Here is a 26,441-nt window from a genome sequence, read left to right on the forward strand (position 1 = left end):
GCTCCTTTGTGGTATTATTTAACTAAATTTGTCGGTAATTCAAAAATATTTTTTATCAAATGATAAGGAAGTTGCAAACTTTGTGCGATAAGTTGAGTTTTAAACTCGGGATTATCAATTGTTCCACCTAGTTTAATTTGTGTGCTAATTTGCCTGTCTTTGCCTAATATAATTTGATTGATAATTGGAACTTTAGAAATAACCGAACTAGCTGATTTTAGCGTTCTAAGCTCTAATAAACCATCCACTTGACTACTTCTTAAATTGATTTTAGCTTGACCTAAAATATCTGCACTATCACCATTAAAATTTAGCGCATCTATTTCAAAAAGATCTTTTTTGCGATTAAAACTTATACCAGCATTTTCTACACTAAAACCTTTTTCATTAAAAGTTGGGGCTTTAAATAAAATCAAACTAGGTATTGTATCAATAAAACTTAAGAGTTGCTGATGAAATTTTAAATCTTTTAAATAAGTATCTTTAAATAAAAATTTGCCTTTAAAAAAATCAGTACTATTACCATCTACATAAAGATTAAACTCGCCTTTTTCAAAAACATTTTGACGCATAAAAGTATTCAGAAAATCATCATCCATTTTTAAAGCTCTAATTTGCATTTGATTTTCTTTAAGCAAAAGCTCAAATTTAGACTCATTTCTATTAGCCCAAGCTTTTATATAGTCTTTTTTGATTTTAGCATTAAATTGATCAAAATCTAAAGTTTTGTTAAAATCTTTTAAGATCAAATCTATATTTTTAGCACTGATATTGTAATTTGAATTTTCAAGATTATCTAGTGTATTTTCTGTATCTTGTTCTGAAAATAATAAATTAACATTATTTAAAGTAATGTTAATATCATCATTGTCTTTTTGTGCAAAAACACTACCACTTGCGCTAGTTAAATTAAAATCTTCTCCCTTTATTTTTATACTAAAACTATCATACTCATAAGGATTATTATCCTTATAGAGTAAAAATGATTCAAAAGTGGTATTATTTATATCTACATCAAAATCTTTAAAATTTAAAGTGTCTAATGACAACTCTCCATCATGCACATTATTTTTTTGCATTAATTTAGAATAAGTCTTATACTTTGCAAGCTTAGCAACATAAACAGACATACCTTGATCAAAATTTAGAGTCGTAGTAAGCTCTTTATTATATAAACTGATATTTTTATCATAGTTAAGATCTAAATCAAGAAATTTATTTTCCATTTTTAAGCTATCTTGTGGTAATTTTAAATTTGTTATAAAGGTCTTAAAATCACCTTTTTTTTGCTTTAAATCAATACTTGCATTAAAATCACCGCTGATTAATTCACTTTGTACGCTTGCATTTTTAATCTCTAATTTATCTTTTTGTAAATCAATATTTGCTTGTATGATTTTAAAGTCACTTATATTTATATTAGAATTTACAATATCAAAATTTCCTTTATATGAAATTCTTTCAGGATGTTCAAAAGGAATTTTCAAAACTAAATCAGTCTTTGTAATACCATTGTTTTGTAAAAATGGTAATTTTATATCATACAAACGCAAAATTTTATTCACTCTATAATCAGCTCTAGCATTGTCACTTTTTATGCGTATATAAATTCCTGCTTTTTCATTTAGCATATTGTCTATATAAATTTGACTTTGATTGAGATTGTAATTGTTAAAATATAATTTATCATAGATAAATTCTAGTTTTTGTTTATTAAATTCAAGCCTTACAAAAGGACTAATGATAGGATCTATACCTTTATCTAAAACCACCTTCAAGTTATTTACATAACCTTTAGCACTAATATCATTCAAATAATATCTATGTTTTCCAAAATCTGCAAAGCCATTTAATTTCTCTATAAAATAAAAATCAGCCTTTACCTTACCGCCCACCCAAAGAGCAAGATTAGAAGGCAAATGCACTCCATTTTCCACTAAAATATCAAAAATTTTTGAAATATTATTTGAGCTTATATTTTCTAATTCATAAGCAATCTCTTCTCTTTTAAGTGAGAATTTGACATCACTTTTTAAAAAATCACTATCAATTTCTCCTTTAAAAGTATAAAATTTTGTCTTAGGATTGATAAGTAAAGAGCCAACTACACTAAGGTTATGATCTTTTAAAAGAAAATTATCAATATTAGCTTGTATATTTTTATCACTAATTTTTAAATTGACTTTTACTAAAAGATTTTTACTGTTTACAAAAAATAGATTATTTTTATAAATTAATTCCACGGGATAGTTATTAACAAAAATTTCATCTATATTGATTTCTTGAAAAAACCAATAAATATATTTTACATCTTTGATAAGCTGTACAGCTTTACTCGCACTAGTTTCATTTTGAGTGTTTTGATTTTGAGAATTTACTATAACTTTTTTTGCATTTAAAATGAGTTTTTTATCTAATTTAATATATAATTTCTCCAAATTAATAGAAGAAATTTCTAATTTTTCTATGTAAATTCCATTTTTGAGGTAAATAAACAAAACAATGAAAAGTATCATAGGTAATGCTAAAAATTTAAGAATTTTTTTAATATGTTGTGATTTGATTTTAATTTTTCTTTTATCCATTTTTTACTATCTACTTTTACCTATAAAAACAAACTCTGTAGTTTTTATACCACAAGGTTCTGTTAGTAAGATTATAACGCAATTAGATAAAAATAACTATAAAATGAGCAATATTGATAAATATACTTTATATTTTTTAGGCCATCCACAATCTGGCTGGATAAATATAGGTACAAAAGAACTAAATAGAGCTGAATTTTTACATAAGCTTACCGTCGCTAAGGCAGCACTTGAAACTATTACTTTAATTCCTGGGGAAACGACTGAAATTTTCTTTGAAGAATTAGCACCAAAGTTAAATTTAAATGCCAAAACCTTAATGCAAGAATTTTACAAACAAAGCCCTTTTAAAGAAGGTATGCTTTTTCCCGAAACTTATAAAATTCCAAAAGGCATTACAGAAGAGCTTTTAGTAAAATATCTTTTGGCTTACTCTGCAAGTGAATTTAAAAAACTTTCTTATAAAATTTTTAGAGAATACAATGAAAAAAAATGGCATGAATATATCATCATTGCTTCCATTATACAAAAAGAAGCAGCAAGTAATGAAGAAATGCCTATAGTTTCATCTGTGATTAGAAATCGCTTAAGAAAAGGCATGAAGCTTCAAATGGATGGGACATTAAATTATGGAAAATACTCTCATGAAAAAATCACTCCACAAAGAATAAGATCAGATAATAGTTCTTACAATACTTATAAATTTAATGGCATACCAAAAGAAGCTGTATGTAATGTTTCATTTGAAGCTATTAAGGCGGCTATTTTTCCTGCTAAAACAGAATATTTATACTTTGTAAGAGATAAAAAAACCAATAAGCATATTTTTACCTCTACTTTAAAAGATCATAATAAGGCAATAAGAAATTGATTATAAAATTTCTCTTTGGCCTTTTGCATCAGGTTCGCTTAAAACACCTGTTTGTGAAAGTTGTTCTATAATATTTGCTGCGCGGTTATAGCCTATTTTTAAGCGTCTTTGCAAATAAGAAATACTAGTTTTTCTATCTTCTAAGATTACAGCCTTTGCTTCTTCATAAAGTTCATCTAAATCTCCATCATCAAATTCACTTCTTTTATAAGTTCCATCTTGACTATCATCTTTTAAAAAGCTCTCATCATATTCTACTACTTGTTGAGCTTTTAAAAACTCTACAATATTTTCGATTTCATTTTCACTTGCAAAAGGTGCGTGCAAACGCACTAAACCACTCATACCAGGAGGGGTAAATAAACAATCCCCGCGCCCTAACAAACTTTCAGCCCCCATAGAATCTAAAATAACCTTAGAATCTATCTTTTGCCCTACTTTATAAGAAATTCTACTTGGTAAATTTGCTTTTACAACACCAGTAACAACATCTACTGAAGGGCGTTGCGTGGCTACGATCAAGTGAATTCCACTTGCTCTTGCCATTTGTGCTAAACGACCTATATAAAACTCTACATCCTTACCTGCTGTCATCATTAAATCAGCCAACTCATCAATAATCACTACAATAAATGGTAAAATTTCTCCACCTTGTTCTTTGATCTTTTCATTGTAATTTTCTATATTTTTAGTTTTTGCTTCAGCCATCAAACGATATCTGCGTTCCATTTCAGCCACCATATTTGATAAAGCATTTACCGCCTTTTTAGGATCAGTAATTACCGGTGTAAGTAAATGTGGAATATCATTATAAATACTAAATTCAAGCATTTTAGGATCTATCATCATAAGTCTTAAGGTTTTTGGCGAATTTCTATAAAGCAAAGATAAAAGCATAGAATTTATACCCACACTTTTACCACTTCCTGTAGTTCCTGCTATTAAAAGATGAGGAAGCTTTTTAAGATCTGTGATGAAAGGATCGCCTACTATATCTTTACCTAAAGCTATAGTTAAAGGTGAGCTAGAATTTTTAAATACCTCACTTTCTAAAATTTCTCTTAAGTAAATCGTATCGATTTTTTCATTTGGAACTTCAATTCCCACTACATCTTTACCTGGAATTGGAGCTTGAATTCTTATAGTTTGAGCTTTTAAAGCCATAGCTAAATCATCTTGTAATGATAAAATTTTACTTACTTTAACATCTGCTGCTGGGCGAAATTCAAAAGTAGTTACAACAGGACCTGTGTAAGTTCTAACTACATCTCCACCTATTTTAAAGCGTCTTAATTTTTCCAATAAATCATAAATTTTTCTATCTATTTCTTCTTCATTTATCTCGCTTTTGCCTTCTTTTGGCATAGTTAAAAAATCTAAAGGTGGTAAAGAAAAATCTTTTGGTTTTTCAAAATTTCCAAAATCAAGATCTTTCAACAAGGCTTTGTTTTCACTCACTTCATTAGTGATAGAATGGTGTGTTTTATTTTCTATTACTTCTATTATAGGCTCTTGAGTAATCTCAAATGGAATTTTTTCTTCTTTAACTTCATTTTGTGCTTCTTCTACTACAAAAGGACTTTCATAGTTTCTTTTACTTCTTAGCTCTTCTATACTAATAGGCTTGGCAAAATCATCTTCACTAAAATCAAGTTCTTTTACTTCATTTTGTGGAATAAAATCTTCATCTTTAAATTCTTTTACCCCTAAAAAGCTAGTTTTATTTTGATTTTTTTTAAACTCAGCTTCTTTTTGTGCTTCTATAGCATTTAATTCTTCAATTTTTTTAAAATCCTCATTAAGCTCTTCTAAGATTTTTTCTTTTTGCAAGGCTTTATATTCTTCTAGCAATTTAGCTTTTTGTAGCATTTGCTCACGCTCTTTAAGCTCTTTAGCAAACAAAGAATTTTCTTCTATCACCTCTTCTTTGTTTTCGTTTAAATCTATATTGCGTCTTTTATAGCTTGGTTCATCTAAATTTTTACTTTTTAAAGTTTGAGTATAAATATCTTCACTTTTATTTTTGTATTTTAATAAATACTCTTCAGGGGTCATTTCATCTTCCTTTATATTTATTTGACTAGCTTTTTGAGCAAAACTTGCAATAGGTTCTGAAAGCTCATGAATATAACTTGAACCTAGCTTTTTATCCTCTTCACTAATCACAACCTCTTCTAATTCTTGATTTTTTAAATCTTCAAGATTAAATTTTTTATTCTCTTGGATTTCTTTTTTTGGTAGCTCTTTTTCCTTGATAAGTTCTTCTGTTTTATCTTTAATTAAAAGCTCTTGTTTGAGCTTTTCTTGTTCTTCTTTGGTTTCATTTTCATATTTATCGCCACCAAAAAAGCCAAAAATTTTATTTTTAATTAAAGTTTCAAGTTTTAAATAAAAATCAAAATCAAGCTCTATTTTAAATACCTCTTTGATAATTTGCGGAAAAGAAATACTAAAAGCAAAAGCTAAAAGCAAAATCACCAAGATCAAACTTCCTATTTTTCCAAAAAGTCCATCTAAGATTACAAACATAGCAGAGGCTATATAGCCTTTATCTTGCAAGAACGCTGAAGCAAAAATAAGTGAAGCAAAAATACAAGCAAAAACAGCCACACTAAATCTACGCTCTATAAGTTCAAAATTATAGTTATTTTTATACAAAAGATAATTAAACCAAAAAAAGACAAAAGGGTAAAATTTAGTCAATGATCCAAATAAAAAATAACTAAGTTTTGCCAAGGAATACCCTATAATACTTACTAAAGCTTGATCGGGTATCAAAGCACTTAAGCAAAAATAAAAAATAAAAATATTAGAAATAACAAAAATAGCTTCTTTTTTTATAATATATCCTTTATAAAGAAAAAAGCTATTATATCAAAAAATTATAAGTAGTTTAATAAACTAATTTGAGAAATTTTAGAAGTAGCCGAAAGCATAGCTTGATAAGATACCATAGTTTGCATAAACTGCATATAAGTTTGCCCATAATCAGCATCAGTTACACCGCTTTTAATAGAAGCTACATTGATATTTAAAAAAGTCATTCTTTTATTTGTCTCTTCTATATTATTAGTGTAAGCTCCTATGGTTGTTTGCATTTTTCTAACATGATCTTGCAAATGATCTATTCTTTCTAAAGCCCCTTGTAAACCTGTATTTCTAGGATCACTTCCTTCTGAATCAGCCCTCATACTGCCATTTAAAACAGCATCTATCATCTCATCTAAGTCTTTAATCAAATCCACATTTGGATCATCAATAGTTAAAGAATTGTTTGCACTAAATACAAAACCTGATCCATCGCGTATTTCTCCTGCTGGAGGAAAACCGCTATTTGAATTTGAATCTTTAATAGTAAGACCTATATTAGTGTTACTTGAAAATTTATCAGTAATACTTATACGACCTTTATAGTCCATACTAACTTCAACAAAACCTTTAGAATCATTTATATTTTGTTGAATGGTTTGAAAATCTCCATTGTTGATAGTACCATTTGCATTTGCATTTATAGTTGCTGTGGGAACATTATCACTTGCAAACATACCGATAATATCATTTAACTGGCCATAAGTAATATCTTCAGGTCTTGTTTGCATACCCACTGCATTACCTGTATTTTCATTATATTGAGAGTGAGTAATAGGAAAACTTATAGTTTGACCCGGATTATTTGGATCAGGATAACTTACAGTAGAATTTTCTAAATCAATAGTTACATTATATTTTTGACCACTTCTAGAAGTGATTTCCATTTGGAGTTGTTGACCTTGCATGCTTCCATTGGCATTTGCTACAACTTCACTTAACTTTGTACTATCAGTAGCATATTCACTTGTACCTTTAATCACTTGAGAAACATTGCCAAAAACAGTATTTCCATCTTTTTCAAAAGGCACATCATAATTAACCCCATTAGTTTTATCACCATTGATGTTACTTTTAATAAAATCTGTTTTGTGTAAGTCTATGTTAAACTGCTTATCACCTACTGTTACTTGTATTGGACTTTGAGCATTGTTTAAATTACCATCTTTAATTGCTGCATTCATAATACGCTCTGTAACTTGAGCCATTGTAATACCTTCGGCTTTAGCAGCATCACTTAAATCTTTAATTTGAGTCGGATCTAAAAGTTGTGGAGTCATAGCAACAGCATGAAAATCTAAAGAACTACTTCCTTCTTTTAAACTCTTTATTTCTATCTGCCCGCTATCATTTAATGCTACTTTAACAACCTCATTTCCCTCTGTATTTCCATATAATCTTCCAATATTTTTTAATACATCTTCAATTTTTGCATCAGGATCTATATCTAAAGTAGCTTTAAAACTTGTTCCATCAGGTCTAACACCTTGAATATACATAGTCGAATGCGGGAAAGAGAGTTTTTCATCATAGCTATCACCAAAATGCTCATCGGGCTTAAGTTCTCCATTTTGAACATAGTTTTGGCCTATTAAATGTGAAAACTTAGATTCTCCGGTTAAAAATTCTTTTTTGTCCGGATAACGAGCATCAGTAAAAGAAACATTTGTTGAAATAATTTTATTGATATTTGAATCAGGCTTAAAAAATAAATCCCATCCAGGTATATTATAAGGAATTTGGGTGCCAGCACCACTTACTACAAAAATATTATCTTTATTCCCAGTATAATTTCCATAATTATCAAAAGGTTTATTTGCACTATTTGATCCTGCAAAGAGATATTGCCCATTGATACTAGTATTAGCAATATTTACAATAGAATCTCTTACAAGTTTGAGTTCTTTTGCTATAGCCTCTCTTGATTCTTGAGAATTACCATCACTTGCAGCTTTTGTGAGTAATGTTTTAAATTTTTCTAAAAGTTCTGTGATATTTTTCAAGGCAGTATCTGTGTTTTTTGCTAGCTCCATAGCAGATTGAGTTCCTTGAACTATTTGACCTATGTTTGCCATCTCATATTCTAATCTTGAGCCATTAATATAAACATTTGCATTTTCCCAAGAATGCTGAATAAGCTGACCTGTTTGCAATTGCAAATTATATTTATTAAGCAAAGACTGACCATCTGTGTAGTTTTGTATAGAAGTGTAGTAATTATACTGATTGCTAATTCTCATTATTTTGCTCCGCAAATAAATTTTTTTAATTATTTACAAGCAAAAAAAGTTCCAAATTTTAATGATATTTAAATTTTTTATATAAAATATTTTATATTGTTTTAATTTTTTTTTAGTATAATCCCATATTCTATTTAATTATTTTAAAACTTTCAAAAAGCCCGAGTGGTGAAACTGGTAGACGCGCCAGACTCAAAATCTGGTAAGGGCAACCTTGTGTCGGTTCGAGTCCGACCTTGGGCACCATTACTTTTCAAAGTGTTTTCTAAAATTTTTAAAAAACTCAGGGAGCGGTTTTGGTAGCGGTTTTTTTCTCAAAAATTAATTTTTAACACTCCATATAAAATAATATAATTTACCATTATAATCTAAAAAAGAAATTGACTTTTATAAAAATATTTAAAAAAAGAATAAAATAAAAAATACATTTTACCTTTTTTATATTCAATTGCTAATTCATTTTCTATTTCTTTTTTTATTAAAAGAAGACAGTATAAAACTAAATACATTAATGTATTTAGTTTTATTCATAAGGCTTAAAATTAGTTAAACCATTAAAACATATGAAATTTTATAATTATTAGTATTGGTAAAATAATGGTTTCTCAGCTTTTTCGGTTTTTTGCTTTTAGGATTAAGCAAATATTATTTTATATACATCTTAATCTTTTTATCAAAAATATAAAAAAATTATTTTAATTTAAAATTATTATAAAATTATATCACTTAGTATTTTTAAGCTAGCGATTAGCTTAAGCTATGATCCTTTTTATATTTTATTAATTTATAAGAAGGTGATCATAATTGATATTAAAATAAAAATTAATCTGATTTTATCTTTTTTATTTTTTATAAAAATGAAATTTATTTTAGTTGGATCACTAGCTTAAAAATACTCTCATTTTTTTCTTAAAATATATCTTCATTTTTTTAAAGAGTTATGAAAAAAATATCCAAAAAATACAAGTTAATTTTTTCAAAAAATCTTACCTTTTTTGTTTTGATAAAAAGTTTAGTAAAATGGAAATTTTAAGCTGTATTTTAAAGCTTTCTTTTTGGAGTTTTATAGGTTAAAATTTATCAAAAAATAGCCCATTTTAAAACAATCACTACTCCGTGCTAAGCAGATATGTCGTTTTCGTTACCTTTAATGTAAAAAAGTATATATTTCGTATAAAATACTCTAATTTTTAAAATAATCACTACTCCGTGCTAAGCAGATATGTCGTTTTCGTTACCTTTAATGTAAAAAAGTATATATTTCGTATATTTTTGTAAGTTTTTAGCGTATCTTCTGTGGGTTTTTATAAAATTTGTCATTTTTGTCAAAAATAATCGTTTTTACAATACATTACTTCGTAAGTATTAGATTATATGTTTTCGTTACCTTTAGTATTTTTTTGAGATTTGCTGTGTTTTTTTTAAAAAATAAAAATGTTATGATTTTGTAATTTTTGTATGATAAAATATTATAAATTTTTGTTAAAAAAGGCAAGTTATTCTGTGTTTAAAAATATATTTTTCAAAAAAAACTGTATCTGCTGATAATCCTAAAGATGAGATAAAACTAGATGAAACTCCTACGCAAAACAAAAGCGATAGATTAGAAAAAATAATTCACACTTGGGTAGTAAATTGCACTAAATATTCTTTAAAAAATCCTTATGATACAAGACGCATTAACAGAAAAAATGGCTGTATCAAATTTGTCTTAAGAGTCTTTAAAGAAACCAAAAATGAAGGTGCTTTAATTGGCATTAGTTCTTCACTTTATGATAAATATAAAAATCTCTATAAATCAAAACTTGCTAGAGTAAAGCAATCAAGTAAAATAAAAAGCTTACAAGAAAAATATCCTGATTTAGATATTATCAATGCTTATAAATACGCCATATTAAGCAATAAATATGCTTTATTAAATGAAGATGTTAAAGACTTTGAAAATATTATAAAGATTTTATTGCAATTAAATACCGCTAAAAACAAACAAAAACAAGCCTAAAATCAAAAATCTACTATAAAGTAATATCAACCTAGCATTAAATAATTAAAATCGATTTATAAGCTTGTTTTGTTAGATTATGAAAGATTGTAGATTTTGTTTAGTAAATCTTTTTTGTATTAGTTGTAAATATAGATCAAAATTATCTCTTTTCTTTATATGCTTTTTTAAATATCATAACTAGTTAGTAATTTTCAGTAATATTTCACAATAATTAATCATTGAATAAAAGATTATATTGCTTTTTTGATAATATATTATCTTAAGAATAAAAATTATAATTGCTTAGTAAAATCAGTTTTTAATAAACAATTCTACTAACTTATTTTGAGGTATTGGAATATTTAATTTTTTAGATAAACTTTCTAATGGAAGATAAAAAGTAAATTTATTAATCCAAAAATATTCTTGTTCGTTTTTATTATTAATTATTACTTCATGAGCTTTATTACACCATTGATTAAATAAATCCAATACTTCTTTTTCATGTTTTTTTATTACTAATTCTAAAGCAAAACTTTTTGTTCTTTTAAGTTCAATACTATCTTCATCATTAAAAGCATAATTTAATATTCTATATCCAAACATATATGGAATGCTTTTGATATCATTTTTATGTTTTAAGAAAAAACAAATTGAAGCTTCTTCGAGTGATGTTTTATCGTTTAATTCTTTGATATATTCCATGTGAAAATTAGTATCATCGATAATTTTTTTAACAAAATTTAATAAAAAAATTTTACATTCTTGTATAGGCGTATATCCATTTGGATTAGGAAATAATTGCGGAATATATAAAAAACTAGTTTTTTGCATGATTTCAAAACCATCTTTTAAATAAGATAATAGCTCTTTTAATAAATTACTATATGTTGAAGTGTGCGGGAAACTTAAATTTGTAGTTCCTTTTATAATGTTTTTTTCAAAATATTCAGGTTTAAGTCCAAAATGATAAGCATAAGCTATTGGATAAAGTATATAATTATATATATTTTTAAATTCTTTTGATGGATATTTTTCTAAAGAAAAATCTTTTAAAAGAGTTTGATAAGTACAATTTACTCTATTTAATTCTCTTAAATTTGTAAAATTATGAGTTTGTAAAAGTTTATCTATGTTTATAATATCAGGAAAATATTTATAAGCATCAAAATTTTTTTCTAATTTTTCTGACATAAAAATGGAAAATTGCTCTATTGATGATGGAGCAAATTTGATTTGAAAATCAAATACTTTTTCTTTGTATTTTTCAAATATCATTTTTTCTTTTGTTATTTTAGATTTATCTTTATTATTTTCTTGATTAAAATTATCGTTTTTAAATAATTCATCTTCATTATAGATAACAACTACGGAACACTCTTTATTCTCCTTAAGTTCAGAAATCAATCCTAAAATATCCTGCACTGGAATTTTATCTGATAATCTTTCAAAATCGTCTATGCAAACAATGGTATTTTTCATATGTTCTTTTTTAAAAAATTTAAACAACGAATCCATATCTATGTTTTTACCAAAAAATTTAAATGTTCCTTCTATAAAATCTCTTATATTATCTGCATTTTTATTTTCTATTGTTAAAAATTGAGACACTAAGTCTTTAATGATTTCATTTTCATCTTTTTTTCCAAAAACTGAGGTATATATAGGAGTTATGTCTAGTTCTTTCTTTAAAAACGGAGTCATTTCGTTTTTCCAAAAATAGCTCTTTCCCACACCCCATTTTCCATTGATTGCAATAGCGATAGGCTTATCCTTATTTTCTTTAAAAATTTCTTCTATTTTTTTCTTGCATTCATTTCTATTTATAAAAATAAAATCTGCAAAATCAATACCATTGTTACTCATATATTTTCACTCACACTCCATTTTACTAATCTCATTTATTAAATCAACGCTTTTTATAGATAAATTAATGATTTTTAAAAGAAGTTCATAGATATATTTACTACCTTGATAATCATTTGGATTATTTTCTATCAAACTTTTTTTATCTATGCTTATTTGATAGCGATCGATAATCCAATCAATCGCACTTTTGCCATTGATTTTATACTCATAAGCAATATTTGGTATATTTTTTATAGTGATATTGTGATTATAAAAAATATCATTTCCTAGTTTTTTCATCTTAGTGACTTTATAAAACTCATCATTGTCTGTATCAGCCAAAACTCCATCTTTAAATTCTACTTCTTTAAACATTTCATTATTTTCATAGTTTAAATGTAAAGCGGCTAGCTTTTTACCCAAAATGCTTAAGCTTTTAAAATCTTTACTTATAGGTACTCTTGGGGCTTCTTTTGAAAGTTCAAATTTGTATTTTTCTAAATAGCCTTTGTGATTTAAAATCGCATAAATATAATAAAATATATCTTCTTTATTTATAGTTTCATCTTGTAATTGTTTTTTAAATTCATCTAAAGCAAAATCACTTATAGCGTATTCTTTACTTCCATTTTCTTGATAAAAATAAAGCGGAAAAGCTTGAGTATTAGCTAAAGTTTGTAAATCTGCTATGGAATTTACTATAAAAGATGAAAAATCTTTAGTCGCCATTAAGCTTGTTAAAATCAACAAATTCTCATCTGTATTTTTAGGGAATAATTTTGAAAATTGAGATTGTCTTTCATTCCAAGTTTTTTCCCAGTAAAGATATTCTTTAGTAAAGGGACGATAAAAACTAATTCTTATATTTTCTTGATTGAATTCTTTAATTTTTTCATTATTTATAAAATTTTGTTTTAATCCGGCAGTCCAAGAAATTTTAGTTTCATCTATGGTTATATCTTTATCACTTAACTCTTTATAAAGTTCTGATTTTTTAATATTTTTATTTTTTTCTAAAAATGCTTGGTGATCAAATTTAGCTAAGTCTTCATTATAAGTAGCTATGCATTTTTGCATAGAATATCCAAGCTTTTCTTTAGAAAAATTATAAGCCCAGCTATCACGATTTGTTGCTATACCTGTGGCATTTATAGCAAAAATTCCATATTCATTTTTATCGCTTTTTAAAGGCATTAAATTATCAAAGTCCTCTCCTCTTTGATTGATCCAATCGCCTTTTTCATTTGGGATTATATTTATAAAAGGCACATTTGATACACTTTTAAAATTTTCTAGCTTATCAAGCTTAGTTTGTCTATCTAGATAATCTCCTATATCATAATAGTGAATTTTATTTGTTTTAGCATTTGTATCTTTTATAAAAAATACTATGGCTACACTTGCTCTTGAGCCACTATCAAATATTTTTCCACCTTCTTTTCTTGAAGTTTCACCTGAAGTTCTTTGATTTCCTCTTAAATTTAAAATATAAATATCACTAAATTCTTTAGCTACGCATTTTCTAAAGCCATCAGCGCTTGTTGCATCTATAAAGCCTCCATTTACTACAAAGCCTATAATGCCATTATCTTTTATTTTATCGCTTGCCATACGCAAAGCTTGGATTAGTGTATCTCTAGTATTTTTAGCTAAATTTGCACTTGATTCTTTGCCATAAGTGTCTTTGACGCGTTTTTCTAAATTTGGGTGAGAAATGTTTGCATTATTATCATTTGCACTACTTGCTCCAGCTGAATAAGGAGGATTACCTATGATAACTTTTATTTTTTCATTGGCTATTAAATCTTTGATCTTTTTATTTTCTTCTAAATCTTTAAATTCTAAAGCAAATAAGCCATTATCTTGTGTTTTTTTATCTAGATAATCAAGACTATCAGCTAAGGCTATATTTTTAAATTTATCTAAAGTATTTATCCTTTCACTACCAGTTTGAGTAATGTTAATAAGCGCTATATAATAAGCAAGCAAGATTATATCTTGAGCAAAAATTGCTTTTTCGTATTTGTTTTTGAAATTTTCATCGCTAATTAAGTCATTTTCTTTACTTAACAATCTTGTGATAAAACTTCCAGTTCCAGTGAATGGATCAAAGATTTTTACATTTTCATCGTTAAAATCTGTATTAAAATGTCTTTTTAAAAGCTCATTAACAGAATGAAGTATAAAATCAACCACTTGTATAGGAGTATAAACTATGCCTAATTTTTCAGCTTGTTTTTTAAAAGCCGATCTAAAGAAGGTATCGTATAAGTTTTTAATGAGTTCTTGTTTGCTTTTTTGACTTTTTGCTAATTTTACATTTTCTTCTACGTTTTTATAAAAGGCTTTTAAAGATCTTGTTTCTTCATCATCTAAACCAAAGGTATTTAACTTTTGATTTACTTCATCAAGAGCTTTTCCTATAGGATTATCATCCATATTTTTATCAAATAAAACATCAAATATAGGTTTAGTTATAATGTGAGAACATATCATATCTATGGCTTCATCTTCTTTGATGTTTGGGTGAATATTTTCTTTTAAGGAAGTTAAAAATTCTTCTAAAATTTCAGGATGATCTTTAAAGATAGCATTTAATCTTATATTTAATTTTTCTACTATTTTAGCTGTTTTTGCACTAAAGCTTTGCCAGTAACCTTTATCGCCAAGCTTAGTTGGTATGGCATTATACATCGTGTTTGCAAGTTCGCTTAAGGTAAAGCTATCAAACAAGCTTGGCTCATAGTTTTTATCTGTATTATTTGAGCTTTCATCTGCCACATAATCAGCCACAGCTATTTTGATCTTTTCTTTAAATACAGCCTCATCTACTAAGGTATCATCGTGACTTCTTAGAGCTTTTAAAATATTCCATATATTTAAAAAATTGGTATTTTTTATAGCCTCATCTAAATTTGAAAGCTCATTCTCGCTTAATGCTAAAGGCAGTATGATATAACCTGTTTTTTTATTTGGAGCTTTTCTCATTACTCTACCTACTGATTGGATTATATCTACCATAGAATTTCTTCCATCAAAAAATACTACACTATCTAAAGCAGGTACATCCACACCTTCACTTAAACATCTTGCATTGCTTAGTATATTACAAGTATTTTCTTTTGGAGAGTTGAGATTATTTAGTTTGTTTAATCTTATATTGGAGTTCATAGTTCCATCAACATGATCTATGTTTATATCAAGATTTTTAAAAGAATCTTTTTTTAATGCTTCATCATAGCATTGCATAATAATTTTAAAAGAATTGGTTATATTTTTAGAATCTCTTATGCTTTTGCAAAAATTTATAACTCTTCTTGAAATATTACTATCCATTTCTTCTAAAAAGTCATTATCTATTTGGTTATTTTCATCAAGAGCAACTAAATCATTTCTTGCTAAACCTTTATGCGTACCTATGATTTTAGATACAAAGTCTATATCTACATATTTTTCATCTACATTTTTTTCATCTTTTAATTTTGCTATGGCTGTATTTGCTATGTTTGCAATACCTTCTTGTTTGATAGCTAAAATAATAACTTTATAATCGGTAAGTAAGCCTTTTTCAACTGCTTCTCTAAAATTAATACTATAAATTTCATCTCCAAAAATTTCTTCATCATCCATAGAAAATACTTCATTATCACTTTCCAAAGCTTTGCTTTTTTGAGAACTAGAATAAATCTTTGGAGTAGCACTCATGTAAATTCTTTTTTTGGCTTTGATGTTTTCATCACTATGGCATAGAGTAAAAGTATTTAGTTTATCTTTTTCCTTACCTGAATATAAATTTCCTACACTTCTGTGAGCTTCATCGCAAATGATTAGATTAATCTCATCAAGATCGTTTTGTTTTTGAGCTTGCATGATTTTTTCAACACTTTGATAAGTAGAAAAGATGATAAATCTTTTGTTGTCTTTTTTAGCTATATCGTAAGCTTTTTTAATGCTTTGTGTATCAGTAGAAGCAGGAATAGGTAATTCTAATATATCTATATCATCTTCAATGTTTTTGCCTGATTTGCTATCTGAACATACAATAGATGCGATAAAATCATCTGTTTTTTCTTTACAATATTCTCTAAATGTTTGTCCGACTAAGGCTATGCTAGGTGCTAAAAACAAAACGATTGAATTTTTATGGGTAATTTCTTCTATAATTTTTAAAGAAGTAAATGTTTTTCCAGTGCCACAAGCCATGATGAGCTTGCCTCTTGTGTTGTTTTTGTTTGCAAAATATTCTTTTGTATTATTTATAGCTTGTATTTGGTGTTCTCTTGGTTTTTTCTTTGCAATAATTGGTAATTCTAAAGAATTATTTGGATCAAATTTATCCCAACTGATATTTGAGTTTAAAAAATCTTCTAAAGTTATCAATTCTACAGGTATGTTTTTTGAAATTTGCTCTATTTCTTTTTTAGCGTTTTGAGTGAGATCGCTAATGCTTATGATGATGCCTTTGCTAAATTTAATTTCTCCCACTCCACTTTGTAATTTAGTAAAATAAGTGCTTAAGTCTTTTAAATCTACTTTTGAGCTTTCATAAAATTTGCATTGCACGGCTATATAGTCATCATCGTTTGTTTGAATGATCAAATCTATACCACAATCTTGTCCATCTTTTTTATCCCATTCATCCCAAAGATAAATATTTTTATAAAAATTTGCTGTATCTTTTTCTTTTAAAAGATGTTTTGAAAGTTTTTCAAACATAGATCCCTTCGATCTAGTGTTTAAATTTGCTTTTTTTAATTTTTCTAAGATGATTTCAAAAGTAGTTTCGTTTGCACTCATTAAAACTCCTAAGCTAATAATATAAAGAATATATCAAAAATTAACTTTGTAACTTATAAATATAAAAGTTTTGTATTTTTATTTTGTGTAATTATAAATGGATATTATACCTACTAGAAAACTTATTAGATCAGTAGTGTTTTCTTTATAGAGATATCTTCTTATACAGTTTTATGCTTTAGTTTTCTTTGAAGCCATAATTATTATATTAATTTCAAAGGGCTTCATAATAACTTATTTTATTCTTAACAATATTTCAAAATATATTTATTGAATGTTTCATTTAAATCATTAAGAGCAAATATATTTTTGTGGATTTAGTTTTATACGAATATTTTATATGCCTATGAAGTGCAATATTGAAATTTGCTAAGTTGTTTATTTTTTACCTTGATTAAGAATGTATTTTTATTAATTCATTTTTATAGCTTTAATTCTTTAGTGAATATTATAAAAAATATCAAAACAGACTTTAAAACTATATATTTTTAAATATAAACATATTTTATGTTTATATTAACTATCAATGCTTTATAATAATACAAAAGGAAAACATTATGTTAAGAAAAATAGAAATATCTGGTCTATATTCTTTTGGAATAGAAACACAAATTGTTGATTTTACAGCAAAGCCAAAAAGTAAGTTAAAAAATACAAAATATGAGTATAATTTTAATTTATCACAAGCTGGGAAACCTATGAAATCAGCAGTTTTTTTTGGAAAGAATACTAGCGGAAAAACTAACTTTTTTATAGGCGTAAAAATTTTACTAAATATAATTAAATATGGCTTTTCTCATACCCTAAGAGAGCATTTAACAGACAATGCCTTTAATGAAAATTCAAATTCTATAAAATTAAGTATTGAGTTATCTAATAACAATAAAGATATTTTTACATATTCGATAGAGTTTGATAAAAAATATATCCTAAAAGAATCTTTTTTGAAAAATAATAAAATTATATATGAATTTGAGAATGATAAGGCTATTTTTAATATTTACAGTAAAGAAGATAATAAGCTATTAGAGTCATTTTTTTCAAGAAATCTTAGTGAAAATATATTTTACTTATTAAAAGATTTTGAAATAGAGCAAAAAGAAATATTTGTAAATCTTATAAACAATATTGAAGTTTATATGAATAGTAATTATTCAAAAAAATATAATTTTGAATTTGAAGAAAATAAAAAGAAATATTTTTTAGAACACAAAGAAAGTATTTTGGAAATTTTTCAATTGCTAGATAAAACTATAAAAGATTTTGAGTTTAAAAAGTATGAAAAAGATGGAAAGAATATATACGAAATCTTTTTTGTTCGCAATGGAAAGAAATTTAATTATCAAATAGAATCAGAAGGTATTAAAAAAATAGTATATTTTGCAGATAAAATAACCCAAATTATCAAGGAAGGAAAAATTGTTTTTATTGATGAATTAGATTCTTCAATAAGCACTTTGGCGCTAATACTTATATTTAACAATCTTATTAATACAGAGGAAAACCATAATGGACAATTAATTGTTTCATCTCATAATGTTTTATTATTTGATGTTAGTTTTTTAAATTCACAACAAATATTTTTAATTCAAAAAGATCAATACCTAGAGAGTAAGATAAGAACTTACTACGATTATGATATTAGAAGCGAAAAGAAAAAAGCATATATTGATTATTTAAAAGGGCTTTATGATGAATAAAAAAACAAAACCCAGTATACAGATTTGGTGTGAAGGTAAAACAGAAGAAGATTATTTTAATTCCCTTTTTAAATATCTAAATTATGATAATGTTAAAATAGATGTAAAAAATTTAAAAAATAATAATTCATATAAAAACATTCTTTATAAAATAGAAAAAGCACCTTATATTGATAAACTTATTATTGTAATGGATCTAGATAGAGCAAAAAGTGATACTAATGAGTTAAAAATTTTAGAAAAACTTATAAAACATATAAAAAAGTCAAAAGATATACATTTATTTCTTACTCTTGATGATTTTGAAGATTGGCTTAGATTTCATTTTGTAGATAATAGTAAAAATAACAAAACAAATTTTTATAAAAAATTAGGATATAGCGATAGTAAGAATTTTAAATCATCTACTAACGATTTATATTCTCAAATATTAAATAAAGATGGATGTATAGAAAATGCTGAAAAGTATTTTTGTAATATCGCTGTTTTTTGCAATGATCAGCGTGAGATTGATAAAAATTCACTAAATAATCTAACTCAAAGTAATCTATATTATTTTAGAAAATTATTAGAACAATATAATGGTATTTAAAAAAACTCTGCTTCTTTTTTTATATTGTGATTATATACAGATTAATCAATAATATCTGAAATTGGTTTTTTTAGCTAAAACAATTTAAATATTTATAAGTAAGTTTGTTTTGTCTTTTTTACAATTTTGGTTTAATTTATATAATTGATCTTCCTCAAATCCATCATTTATTCCTGCTTTGGCAAGTTCTAACTGTTCTTTGTGAAATTCTTCATCATCTTTAAAAGCTTCAAAACTTTTTATCCATAATGCTTTTCTCTGCTTTATATATTCTTCGTTTTTAAACACATCTATCCTTTTGTTTTATTATTTAATTTTGCTTATTTTAATTTTTCTAAGATAATTTCAAAAGTAATTTCACTTGCACCCATTAAAAATCCTAAGCTAATAATATAAAGAATATATCAAAAATAGACTTTATAACTTATAAATAATTTTTTTTGTAAACATATTGTTTAAACTATTCTTAGTAGAAATTTGTAGATTTCGCAAATATCAAAAATATCAACAAAGCAACTATGGATATAACACAAAGTTGATAAAAGCTAGATCTTTGGAAATATTATAATTAAAAAAAATAATATTGTATTTTTAAAATTGATTGGATAATATATTAATTTAATAATTTTTATAACAAAAAAAGGAAATAAAATGGGACAATATATTGTATTAGCCTTTGCAATAGCAGTTGCTATATTTGTGACATTTTATGACTTTGATAAAGATAAAAAAATCGATAATAATAAAAAATAATTGATTTTGATATTTTATAATAGAAGCATGTTTATATCTTTTAGCTTTTATTTTTTATTGCTAGATAATAATATAAATAAAAATTTTAAAAAGTATTATTTATAAAAATACCTGCGAAACAATCTTAAGATTCATGGAATCTATTGGCGTAGGATTATTTGTAAATAGTCTTTATGGTTTGCAAATGAGCGATAGTTGCACTATCATCGATCTTTCTTAAAGAATGATCTTTTTTTGAAAGAAAATGAGAGAGAATGGATGGTTATAATATAGCTATTTTAATCGGTGCTATCACTCTTATTTTTGGCACATTGGTTTTAGTAGCTCATTATTTTAACGATAAATACATTAATGAAAGAAAAAGTTAGTCTTTAGCTTTTAACACACTCTATAAGTTGGGAGTAATAAAACAGAAATAAAATTATTACCTTAGTGTTGCAACTAAATATGGTCTAGATCCTTTCTTACGCCAAGTATTTTTTGTTCCTCATAGGGCAAAAGTTACAAAAAAAGGTAAAGAAATGTGGGTTGAAAAAATAGAACCTTTAGTGGGTAGAGATGGCTTTTTAGCTATTGCTCATAAAAGTGGAAAATTTGGTGGTATTCGTTCTTATAGTGAGATTAAAAACTATCCAAAATTAGTGAATAATCAATGGCAATACACTCAAGATTTGGTTGCAATTTGTGAAGTTTATAGAACTGATACAAACAAACCTTTTATAGTTGAAGTTGCATATAGTGAATATGTGCAAAAAACATTGGAAATGCCTACAATCTAGTCTTAATATAAGTTAAATACAAAAGCTTGATATATAGAATAAATAGCCTATCACAAATTGTGTTATAATAACAAAAGATTAAATATGCAAGGAAATATTATGGCTCAGCAAAAAGAGTATATACTTAATGAAAGTTTTAAAGCTTTATTAGAAAGTATTTTTTCTAATCCTGAACAATCACAAAAATTAATTAAAGCTTTTGAAGAAGTTGTTAATGATAGAGCAACTACTCAAAGATTGAATTTTGAAAATCTTAAAAATCAAGCTATAGAAGAAATAAGACAAGAGCTTGTAAGTAAAGATTTATTTCAATCAGAGATTAAAAGATTGGAAAGTTTAATTTATTCTGAAGTTGCAAGACTAGAAGGAATTATTAACACCAAAATAGCTGAAGTTAAAACTGAATTCTCAGAACAAATTTCTAGCGCTAAGCAAAAAGCACTTTATTGGCTTTTAGGCACTGCAGTAGCAACTACAGTAACTATACTTTCAAGCGTTTGGATTATGATGAATTTTATGTTAGAAAACTTAAAATAAAAATTATTTAAAGTTTTTACTATATCTTGTTGATATACAATTTTATAGTTAGGATAACATAGTTATCCTATGAATTTAAGTAATGTTTTTCATATAATCATAAATTAAAGCTGTTCGACTAATAATAAAATTCTCAAAATCATCATTTAATAAATATTTAACCATATCTTTTGTTATAAAATGTGTTTCCAAATCTTTAAAAAATTGTTCTTGTTGATTATCTTGTATTTTTTTATTTAGCAACTCTTTTATATATGTGCTTGGATTTTTATTATTGATTTTATTATTAGATTCTTTTGTAATAAGTGCTATATTTGCTATATTATCATTAGATGAGATAAAAATTTTTAGATATCTCTTTTCCTATATTAGAATTTATAGGAAAAATATGATGTTCTTCTAAAAATTCACTAAACTTCTTAAAAACCGTTTGCTTTTATCACTCTTGATCTTCTGGCTTAAAACCTATTATTTTTGCCATTATACCCCTATAGCTTTCAAAACTATTCATTGCTTGCATATTGCTAACTCTAAGAAGCCTAACTTTGTGATCTTGTTTGTAAAAAACTTTAAAAACACAACCGCTTTCTTTGTGTTTTACCATATCATCTAAACCACATTTTTCTATAAACTCATAATCTTTAGCAAAAACTTCATTTTCTACATCAAATAAATCTTGAAAATAGCCATTAGGATTAGCTGGATCATAAGTATAAGAACCTACTACACATTCTCTCATAGCTTTTTGTATTTCTTCTTGGGATAATTTTTCCATAGTGTTTTCCTTTTTCTATTATTTAATTTTACTAAGCAATTACAATATTTTAATTAAAATTTGGTAAGGTATGCTTCTTTGGACTTTTTTTCATAAGAATCTATAATATTACCACTTAAATTGATGATTACTTATCTTTTTATTCTTTAATCTGTATAAAAAATTCTAATTACATTTTATAATCTAATTATAATATAAATATTTTATAAAAACAGATAAAATATTTAAGACTTTACATTATTTAAAGTTATAATTATCTAAGTATTTATTACAATAAACAATAATAAAATATAATAGACTAGAAATAAGTTGCTTTTTAACAAACAACTTATTATAAATTTATATTTTTTTGCATAAATCTATAATAAAATAAGGTTGAAATTTGAAATGGAATATTACCGCTAAAGATTTGGAGAATTTTTGCAATACAAATCCTAGAAGAGCTCAAGAACTACTACCAAATCTTACTTATAAACTAATTAAGGCAAGTGTAGAATTAGAACAAATTTATCTTCCTAAAGGAAGCAGTATTAGCAACCCTGGCTATGATGGATTTATAAAAACCAAAGATCGCCACAGAATAATCCCCATTGGAAAATCTATTTGGGAATTTGGTACAGATCAAAAGATTAGCTCAAAAGCAGAAAAAGACTATAAAAAACGGCTACATAATTCAGACCCAAATATTACTTTTATATTTGGCACTTTTAGAGCATGGACAAAAAAAGATATTTTTTGTAAAAAATATACAGATGAACATAAATGGAAAGAAGTTAAAGCACTAAATTCTGTTGACTATGAAGCTTGGCTAGAAGACCATCCAAGTATTGCTCTACATTTAGCACAAGAAATCGGTAAGTTGCCACCACAAAACATTAAACTTATTTCAGCAAGATTAGAAGATTGGAGAAAGCAAACACAAGTCGAACTAAAAGATGAGTTGGTTTTGTGTAATAGAGAAAACGAACAATTTGCATTTATAAATTCTCTTAAAAATAAAAATGGGCTTATAAATATTATTGCACCTATAGAATCAGAGGGATTAATTTTTTCTTTAAGTATAATAGAAAAAAATACCGATTATACAGATAGAACCCTAATTATTCAATCACAAGATGTTTGGGATAACATTGTGGAAGTTTATAACGGATTGATTTTATTTTATGAGGGATTTGAGCCAAATAATATTGGATATGCCACAAGCAAACATCTTGTAGTTCGCATTTCAAGAAATAACAAAGAAATAACAAAAGAACACAATGATATATATCTTACCAAGCAAGATAAAACACGAGTTTTAGAAAAAATGGGATTTTCAACATTGGAGGCAAATAAAATTAATAAAGATACTTTTGGAAATCTCGATTTTATAGCCATACATCCAAAATTAAAACCCATTGATAACAATATCCTGATTAAACTTGAAAAAATAATAAAAAATGATTTGCACTCATATCTTCCCTTATTTTTAGCTGGTTCTTGGGATACTTCGTACACAGGAGATGTGAATTTTTTAGAAGCAATTTCTGAAAAAAATATATAGATTTAAAAAAACATATTGAAAATATAAAAATTACTAATCTCTTGGAAATAGCAGGTTTACACTATCACAAAATTCTTTTGAAAAAATTAATCATAAATTATTTTTATAATTACACAATTGATGATTTATTTCTAGAAAATATAAAAAATGTTTTTTTGGAAAAAGATAAAACATTCAAAGAAAAACAAGCGTCTATTTCCAATTTTACTTTTACACATTCACGTTTTTTACGAAAAGAACTTGCTGATACTTTGGTTATTCTTGCCGTGGATAATCCAAATAATCAACATAAAATAGATAAAACAATAGAAGATATTATTGATAAAAATAATATAGTAGAGTCTATTTTTAACTTAAAAGATGTTTTAGGTTTATTAGCAGAAGCTAGTCCAAGAGGAATTATTAACCAATTTAAACTTTTGGTAAAAAATAAAAAAGAGCGAGAATTATTAAAGCGGTTTTTTGAAAAAGATACTTTTTTGTTTGATGATTCGCAATATCTTTTTTACACACTTAAAATTATTGCTTGGGATCATAATTATTTTACAGAAGTTGTAAAAGTGCTATTTGAATTAGGAAAAAATGATTTTTGCAAGAAAGAATGCTTAATCACACTTCAAACTTTATTTACCGGATGGATTCATAATACCAATACTCCGCATAATAAAAGAATTGCTTTGCTAGAAAATTTTTATACAAACAATAGTGAAGTTATATGGAATATACTTTGTGGAATCCTGCCGTCGAACTATGAAGTACAAATAGGACATTCATATCCTAAACACCGTAATTGGCACAATGGATTTGAATTTAATTCCAAAAATATTTCAAATGAATATTCAGAATACATAGAAGCAGCAACTCAACTTATATTGAAAAATACCAATAATCTTGAAAAAAGTTTTTATTGCATATCCATATTAACAAAAATTAACACTAAATATCAATCGGATTTTGTGGATAAATTAGAAACCTTTTTAAAAAATGCGAATAACAAAAAGAAATTTGAAATCAAACAGAAAATTACTGAGCAAATTGAAAATATTAAAAATTATAATTGGCCGGTATCCCGTGAGTGTATAACTAAAATGCAAAAGCTTGTGGAAAGTATTTGTTTTAACAATCCACTTTATGAAAATCTACATCTTTTTCAATATCATGGAAAAGAGAATTCAGAGCACTTGCACACTCAGCGTTTACAAGCAATAAAAAATATATGTCAGCAAGCAGGGGTAAGATATATATTTATTTTAATTAGAGAATCAAGTTCTATAGTATGTGGAAAAATTGGTGAAATTATATATGAAATTAATTATTTGAAATTTGAGTCTACAATGTTTAAATGGCTTGTTTCTAATACAAAAAATAAACAATTATGCGCAAGAGGCTTCTTTTTACATAATATTGATAAGATTTTACAAGACAATATTAAACTAAAATCTATCACAGCACAACAAAGAATAGAGTTATTTAAAATTAGCAAACCCGACAATACAAAATTAAAAATTTTAAAAGAACAAAATCTCGATGAACAAAAACATTATTGGGAAAATTTTACTATATATGTTGAACAAGATTCTGATTTAATTTCCTCAATTTTTTATACATTATTATCTTTTAATATGCCAGAAAAGGCTTTGTTATTTTTAGGAGTCTCATTATCAATGTGGATTTCTTTTGATAAAATAAAAATCAACATAGAAGATATAACTAATGCAATGTTGCAAGTTGATCCAAAAAAATGTAATGGAGATGAAGAAAGATATTACTATGGAGAAATAATCAAAAAATTACAAGAAGTAGATTTAAACCTATTTATTATGTTTAACATAGAATGGAAATTTTTACAGCTAAGAAATTTTAATTGCATATTTTCTTTAAGATATATGCTTCAAAATCCGCACTCATTTATCGATTTGATTTTTCCAAATAATAATGATATGCAAAAACTTGATAGCAAATCAAAAAAAGCTTACGAAGAAAATCTCTTTTATTTTTTAAAATTTTTTTCTTTTTTAAATCCAATAACAAATCAGCCTATATTGAATACAGATGAAATGAAAAAATGGATTGAAGAGGTAATTAACTATGCCACCAAAACACAACCAGATGATAAGATTTTATATTTGAAATATATTATAGGAGATTTACTTTGGCAATTTATTAACAGTCACGAAGCCACTTCGTTATCATCAAAAATTCTGAAAATTATTGATGAGTATCTTGAGGATTCTCAAATTAAAGATGGATTTATTCAAGAAGGATTAGGACTTCCGAAAATAACATGTGAAAAAGTAGACGAAATAGGTGAAAAAGAAAAACAAGAAGCAGAAAAGTATAATAAATATGCAATATTTTTTCGTGATAAATTTTTTATCAATCTTTTCGAATGTTTCTTGAAAAAGTCTAATCAATGCACAAGAAAAGCCATTTTTGAAGATGAATATAAAAAAATTATACAGCTTGCATAAAAATTAATCTATCCTTTATTGTTTTTTATATAATCTATCTATGCAATTATTTTTTTCTTATTATTCAAATAGAATTATTAGCTTTTATCAAGAAAGTT

13 protein-coding genes, 1 tRNA gene and 2 pseudogenes are annotated in these 26,441 nt (G+C 25.8%); 8 read left to right on the plus strand and 8 right to left on the minus strand.

What is annotated here, in order from left to right:
* Window positions 1-14: 14 nt before the first annotated feature.
* On the minus strand, window positions 15-2,516 hold the full coding sequence (locus L8W40_RS06370; protein WP_263664956.1) for an AsmA-like C-terminal domain-containing protein: 2,502 nt from the start codon (window positions 2,514-2,516) through the stop codon (window positions 15-17).
* Here L8W40_RS06370 and mltG point away from each other — a divergent pair.
* The gene (gene mltG, locus L8W40_RS06375) at window positions 2,503-3,456 is read left to right on the plus strand and encodes an endolytic transglycosylase MltG (protein WP_133318850.1); all 954 of its coding nucleotides are present in this window, start codon (window positions 2,503-2,505) and stop codon (window positions 3,454-3,456) included. The two genes, L8W40_RS06370 and mltG, sit on opposite strands and share 14 nt — an antisense overlap.
* Here the strand turns inward: mltG and L8W40_RS06380 are convergent.
* Both L8W40_RS06380 and flgL read right to left on the minus strand, forming a co-directional pair.
* Window positions 3,457-5,385, minus strand: a pseudogene (locus L8W40_RS06380) (DNA translocase FtsK); the annotation flags it as partial.
* Between the two features lie 953 nt (window positions 5,386-6,338).
* On the minus strand, window positions 6,339-8,564 hold the full coding sequence (gene flgL / locus L8W40_RS06385) for a flagellar hook-associated protein FlgL (protein WP_263664957.1): 2,226 nt from the start codon (window positions 8,562-8,564) through the stop codon (window positions 6,339-6,341).
* 159 nt (window positions 8,565-8,723) lie between these two features.
* On the opposite strand from flgL, the gene L8W40_RS06390 reads away from it, so the two are divergent.
* A tRNA-Leu gene (locus L8W40_RS06390) sits at window positions 8,724-8,810 on the plus strand.
* A gap of 2,050 nt (window positions 8,811-10,860) precedes the next feature.
* Here the strand turns inward: L8W40_RS06390 and L8W40_RS06395 are convergent.
* Both L8W40_RS06395 and L8W40_RS06400 read right to left on the minus strand, forming a co-directional pair.
* Window positions 10,861-12,414 (minus strand): KAP family NTPase, encoded by a 1,554-nt coding sequence (locus L8W40_RS06395; RefSeq protein ID WP_263664958.1) that lies wholly within the window; start codon window positions 12,412-12,414, stop codon window positions 10,861-10,863.
* Window positions 12,415-12,420: 6 nt separating this feature from the next.
* Entirely contained in the window at window positions 12,421-17,193 is a 4,773-nt protein-coding gene (locus L8W40_RS06400; protein ID WP_263664959.1) for a type ISP restriction/modification enzyme, read from the minus strand.
* Window positions 17,194-17,750: 557 nt separating this feature from the next.
* Here L8W40_RS06400 and L8W40_RS06405 point away from each other — a divergent pair.
* The gene (locus L8W40_RS06405; RefSeq protein WP_220523503.1) at window positions 17,751-18,893 is read left to right on the plus strand and encodes an AAA family ATPase; all 1,143 of its coding nucleotides are present in this window, start codon (window positions 17,751-17,753) and stop codon (window positions 18,891-18,893) included.
* Entirely contained in the window at window positions 18,886-19,485 is a 600-nt protein-coding gene (locus L8W40_RS06410; protein ID WP_263664961.1) for an RloB domain-containing protein, read from the plus strand. Before L8W40_RS06405 ends, L8W40_RS06410 begins: the two co-directional genes overlap by 8 nt.
* Window positions 19,486-19,569: 84 nt before the next feature.
* On the opposite strand, the gene L8W40_RS06415 is transcribed toward L8W40_RS06410, so the two are convergent.
* A complete protein-coding gene (locus tag L8W40_RS06415; protein ID WP_263664963.1) occupies window positions 19,570-19,773 on the minus strand; it encodes a hypothetical protein in 204 nt (67 codons plus the stop codon).
* Between the two features lie 905 nt (window positions 19,774-20,678).
* On the opposite strand from L8W40_RS06415, the pseudogene L8W40_RS06420 reads away from it, so the two are divergent.
* Window positions 20,679-21,017, plus strand: a pseudogene (locus L8W40_RS06420) (recombinase RecT); the annotation flags it as partial.
* Between the two features lie 99 nt (window positions 21,018-21,116).
* Entirely contained in the window at window positions 21,117-21,554 is a 438-nt protein-coding gene (locus L8W40_RS06425) for a hypothetical protein (RefSeq protein ID WP_263664964.1), read from the plus strand.
* 75 nt (window positions 21,555-21,629) lie between these two features.
* Here the strand turns inward: L8W40_RS06425 and L8W40_RS06430 are convergent, their stop codons facing one another.
* The gene (locus L8W40_RS06430) at window positions 21,630-21,797 is read right to left on the minus strand and encodes a hypothetical protein (RefSeq protein ID WP_158336971.1); all 168 of its coding nucleotides are present in this window, start codon (window positions 21,795-21,797) and stop codon (window positions 21,630-21,632) included.
* Between the two features lie 196 nt (window positions 21,798-21,993).
* A complete protein-coding gene (locus L8W40_RS06435) occupies window positions 21,994-22,329 on the minus strand; it encodes a hypothetical protein (RefSeq protein ID WP_263664968.1) in 336 nt (111 codons plus the stop codon).
* A gap of 382 nt (window positions 22,330-22,711) precedes the next feature.
* Between L8W40_RS06435 and L8W40_RS06440 the strand changes: the two genes are divergently transcribed.
* Together L8W40_RS06440 and L8W40_RS06445 are read left to right on the plus strand one after the other, a co-directional pair.
* A complete protein-coding gene (locus L8W40_RS06440; protein ID WP_263664970.1) occupies window positions 22,712-23,872 on the plus strand; it encodes a hypothetical protein in 1,161 nt (386 codons plus the stop codon).
* A 77-nt stretch (window positions 23,873-23,949) separates the two neighbouring features.
* Entirely contained in the window at window positions 23,950-26,343 is a 2,394-nt protein-coding gene (locus L8W40_RS06445; protein WP_263664971.1) for a hypothetical protein, read from the plus strand.
* Window positions 26,344-26,441: the final 98 nt, after the last annotated feature.

It is taken from the genome of Campylobacter sp. IFREMER_LSEM_CL1846 (assembly GCF_025772105.1).
In the GTDB taxonomy this organism is placed as follows: domain Bacteria; phylum Campylobacterota; class Campylobacteria; order Campylobacterales; family Campylobacteraceae; genus Campylobacter_D; species Campylobacter_D lari_D.

Bases quoted from the DNA above. Each gene is read 5' to 3' on its own strand.
- L8W40_RS06395 (WP_263664958.1), bottom strand. From the start codon at position 12,414: ATGAGTAACAATGGTATTGATTTTGCAGATTTTATTTTTATAAATAGA.
- L8W40_RS06400 (WP_263664959.1), bottom strand. From the start codon at position 17,193: ATGAGTGCAAACGAAACTACTTTTGAAATCATCTTAGAAAAATTAAAA.
- L8W40_RS06370 (WP_263664956.1), bottom strand. From the start codon at position 2,516: ATGATACTTTTCATTGTTTTGTTTATTTACCTCAAAAATGGAATTTAC.
- L8W40_RS06435 (WP_263664968.1), bottom strand. From the start codon at position 22,329: ATGGAAAAATTATCCCAAGAAGAAATACAAAAAGCTATGAGAGAATGT.
- L8W40_RS06405 (WP_220523503.1), top strand. From the start codon at position 17,751: ATGTTAAGAAAAATAGAAATATCTGGTCTATATTCTTTTGGAATAGAA.
- L8W40_RS06425 (WP_263664964.1), top strand. From the start codon at position 21,117: ATGGCTCAGCAAAAAGAGTATATACTTAATGAAAGTTTTAAAGCTTTA.
- flgL (WP_263664957.1), bottom strand. From the start codon at position 8,564: ATGAGAATTAGCAATCAGTATAATTACTACACTTCTATACAAAACTAC.
- L8W40_RS06410 (WP_263664961.1), top strand. From the start codon at position 18,886: ATGAATAAAAAAACAAAACCCAGTATACAGATTTGGTGTGAAGGTAAA.
- mltG (WP_133318850.1), top strand. From the start codon at position 2,503: ATGAAAAGTATCATAGGTAATGCTAAAAATTTAAGAATTTTTTTAATA.